This window comes from Thauera phenylacetica B4P (genome assembly GCF_000310225.1).
GTDB classification, from domain to species: Bacteria; Pseudomonadota; Gammaproteobacteria; order Burkholderiales; family Rhodocyclaceae; genus Thauera; species Thauera phenylacetica.
In genome coordinates this window covers 1-3,255 of the sequence record NZ_AMXF01000335.1, presented here as the reverse complement: position 1 = coordinate 3,255, position 3,255 = coordinate 1, and the positions used below count along the sequence as shown (strand labels likewise).

Sequence of the window (3,255 nt, the reverse complement as noted above, 5' to 3'; positions counted from 1 at the left end):
CGTCGCCGCTGGCCGCCGTCGCGACGCCGCCGGCGCCGAGCGCGAAGGCCAGGCAGAGGGAGCGGGCGAGGCGGGCGAGCTGGGTTTTCATGGGAGACATTCCGGGGACTTCGGTGGGTTGCGGCAGCGCCGGAGCGCAGCGACCGCCTGGCGCCTGCTGGGCGCCGCGGAAGCTTCGAGTGCTCGGCTACAATTCGGTTCATGCCATGGTAGGCAGATCGCCTCCCCTGCCGCAACCCGTCCCCCGTGTGCGCCTGCGCGCGGAGGGCTTCCCAGGTTCCGCTCCGATGCCCGAACTGCCTGAAGTCGAGACCACCTGCCGCGGCATCCGCCCGCACGTGCAGGGCCGCAGCCTGAGCCGGCTCGTGGTGCGCAATCCGCGCCTGCGCGTGGTGGTGGCCGCGGACCTGCCCGCCCGCATCGAGGGCGCCCGGCTGGACGCGGTGGAGCGGCGGGCCAAATACCTGCTGCTGCGCTTCCCCGCCGGCACGGTGATCGTGCACCTGGGGATGTCGGGCAGCCTGCGCGTGGTGGCGACCGCCGAGCCGGCCGGCGTGCACGACCACGTCGATTTCGTCTTCGGAGAAGCGGCCCTGCGCCTGCGCGACCCGCGCCGCTTCGGCATGGTGGTGTGGCAGCCCGGCGAGGCGGCGGCGCATCCGCTGCTCGCCCACCTGGGGCCCGAGCCGCTCGGCGACGGCTTCGATGCCGCCTACCTGCTGCGCATCACGCGCGGGCTGCGTGCGCCGATCAAGCACGTGCTGATGGACAGCCGCAAGCTCGTCGGCGTCGGCAACATCTACGCATCCGAGAGCCTCTTCCGCGCCCGCATCCATCCGCTCGAACCCGCCGGCCAGCTCGGGCCGCGGCGCTGCGCACGCCTGGTGGAGTGCGTGCGCGAGACGCTCGCCGCCGCGATCGCGGCCGGCGGCAGCACGCTGCGCGACTTCGTCGGCGGCGACGGCCGGCCGGGCTATTTCCAGCAGCAGTATTTCGTCTATGGCCGCCATGGCGAGCCCTGCAGGGTGTGCGGCACGCCGGTGCGGCGCATCGTCAGCGCGCAGCGCGCCAGCTTCTACTGTCCGCGCTGCCAGCGCCGCGCCTGAAACCGCGGCGATGCCGCGCGGGCATGCGGGCGGCGTGCAATATGGCACGCTCGCGAGCCGCGAAGGGGGTTATGGTGAATAATGCATTTCGATGCGGGACGGCGAGGCATTGCCCTCGCGCGCGCCCCGAGCCCCACCCGCCTGCCGGACGAGCACGCCGATGACCGATCTCACCGAACAGTTTTCCGCCTACGGCCGCTGGCGCGGCCACGCGAGCGACGCCGTGGCCCGCCTGCGCGCGTGGCTGGCGCGCAACGACGTCGGCAACGCCCAGGCCGACCTGCGGCTGCAGTACCTGCTCGACCGCCTGCGCGACGACAAGCTCACCGTGGCCTTCGTCGCCGAATTCTCGCGCGGCAAGTCCGAGCTCATCAACGCGATCTTCTTCGCCGACCATGGCGACCGCATCCTGCCCTCGAGCGCGGGCCGCACCACGATGTGCCCGACCGAGCTGCAGTGGCACAAGGGCGCGCAGCCCGAGCTGCGCCTGCTGCCGATCCGCAGCCGCGCGCGCCAGACGCCGGTGAGCGAGCTCAAGCGCTATCCCGAAGAATGGACCGTGCTCGCGCTCGACTCGATCGATGCGCCCGGCCTGCAGGCCGCGCTCGCGCGCGTGGGCGAGACCGAGCGCGTCGAGGTCGCCGAGGCGCAGGCGCTCGGCTTCCGCGTCGATCCCGCCGGGGACGACGGCATCCGCCCCGACGCCGAGGGCCGCATCGAGATCCCGCGCTGGCGCCATGCGGTGATCCAGTTCCCGCACCCCCTGCTCGAGCAGGGCCTTGTGGTGCTCGACACGCCGGGCCTCAACGCGATCGGCGCCGAGCCCGAGCTCACCCTGTCGATGCTGCCCAACGCGCACGCGGTGCTGTTCATCCTCGCCGCCGACACCGGCGTCACCCAGAGCGACCTCGCGGTGTGGCGCAACTACGTGCAGGCCGGTAGCGAGCGCCAGCGCGGGCGCCTGGTCGTGCTCAACAAGATCGACGGCCTGTGGGACGGGCTGCGCGACGAGGCGCGCATCGAGGCCGAGATCGGCCGCCAGGTCGACTCGGTCGCCGCCACGCTGGGTGTCGAGCCCGCCGCGGTGTTCCCGGTATCGGCGCAGAAGGGGCTGGTGGCGCGCATCCAGGGCGACGAGGCCCTGCTCGCGCGCAGCCGCATCCCGCTGCTGGAGCGCGCGCTCGCCGAGGATCTGCTGCCCACCAAGCAGGAGATCGTGCGCGAGGACACCCTGGCCGAGACCGCCGAGGTCGCCGCCGCCACGCGCAGCCTGCTCGAGGCACGCCTGGCCGGGCTGCGCGAGCAGCTCCAGGAGCTCACCGACCTGCGCGGCAAGAACCAGAGCGTCATCGAGTACATGATGCGCAAGATCCGCAGCGAGAAGGACGAGTTCGAGCAGGGGCTGCAGAAGTACTACGCGGTGCGCACGGTATTCACCGACCTCGCCAACAACCTGTTCGCGCACATGGGTCTGGATGCGGTGCGCGACGAGACCCGGCGTACGCGCGAGGCGATGCTCGAATCGAGCTTCACGCGCGGGCTGCGCAGCGCCATGCAGGGCTACTTCCGCAGCCTGCGCGGCAACCTGCAGCGCTCGACCGAGGAGATCGGCGAGATCACCCGCATGCTCGACGCGATGTACAAGCGCTTCAGCGTCGAGCACGGACTCAAGCTCACCGCGCCCGAAGGCTTCTCGACGCTGCGCTACGAGAAGGAGCTCGACCGTCTCGAGTCGGCCTTCAACCGCCAGATCAACACCGCGCTGACGCTCGTCACCACCGAGAAGCACGCGCTCACGCAGAAGTTCTTCGAGACCGTGGCGGTGCAGGCGCGCCAGACCTTCGAGCTCGCCAACCGCGACGTCGAGCAGTGGCTGCGCGCGGTGATGTCGCCGCTCGAGACCCAGGTGCGCGAGTACCAGATCCAGCTCAAGCGCCGGCTCGAGAGCGTCAAGCGCATCCACGAGGCCACCGACACGCTGGAGAGCCGCGTGGAGGAGCTCGTGCAGGGCGAAGAGGCGCTGCGTGCGCTGCTGGCCGAGCTCGACACCCTCGAGGCGGCGATCGCCGACACGCTCGGCGTGCCCGGCAACGCGCCGGCCATGGGCGTGCGCGCGGCCGCCTGAGCGGCGCGGGCTCGTGCGCGCCGC

At 71.9% G+C, this 3,255-nt stretch carries 2 protein-coding genes; both read left to right on the top strand.

Going from position 1 to position 3,255, the window contains the following annotated elements:
- Positions 1 to 287: 287 nt before the first annotated feature.
- Positions 288 to 1,106, top strand: a complete 819-nt coding sequence (gene mutM / locus C667_RS21480; protein WP_004383843.1) for a bifunctional DNA-formamidopyrimidine glycosylase/DNA-(apurinic or apyrimidinic site) lyase — start codon at positions 288 to 290, stop codon at positions 1,104 to 1,106.
- 160 nt (positions 1,107 to 1,266) lie between these two features.
- Complete coding sequence (locus tag C667_RS21475; RefSeq protein WP_004383842.1) at positions 1,267 to 3,231, top strand: dynamin family protein; 1,965 nt, start codon at positions 1,267 to 1,269, stop codon at positions 3,229 to 3,231.
- Positions 3,232 to 3,255: the final 24 nt, after the last annotated feature.

What these genes read in the sequence shown, in the direction of transcription:
- mutM (WP_004383843.1), top strand. Translation starts at nt 288, where the DNA reads ATGCCCGAACTGCCTGAAGTCGAGACCACCTGCCGCGGCATCCGCCCG.
- C667_RS21475 (WP_004383842.1), top strand. Translation starts at nt 1,267, where the DNA reads ATGACCGATCTCACCGAACAGTTTTCCGCCTACGGCCGCTGGCGCGGC.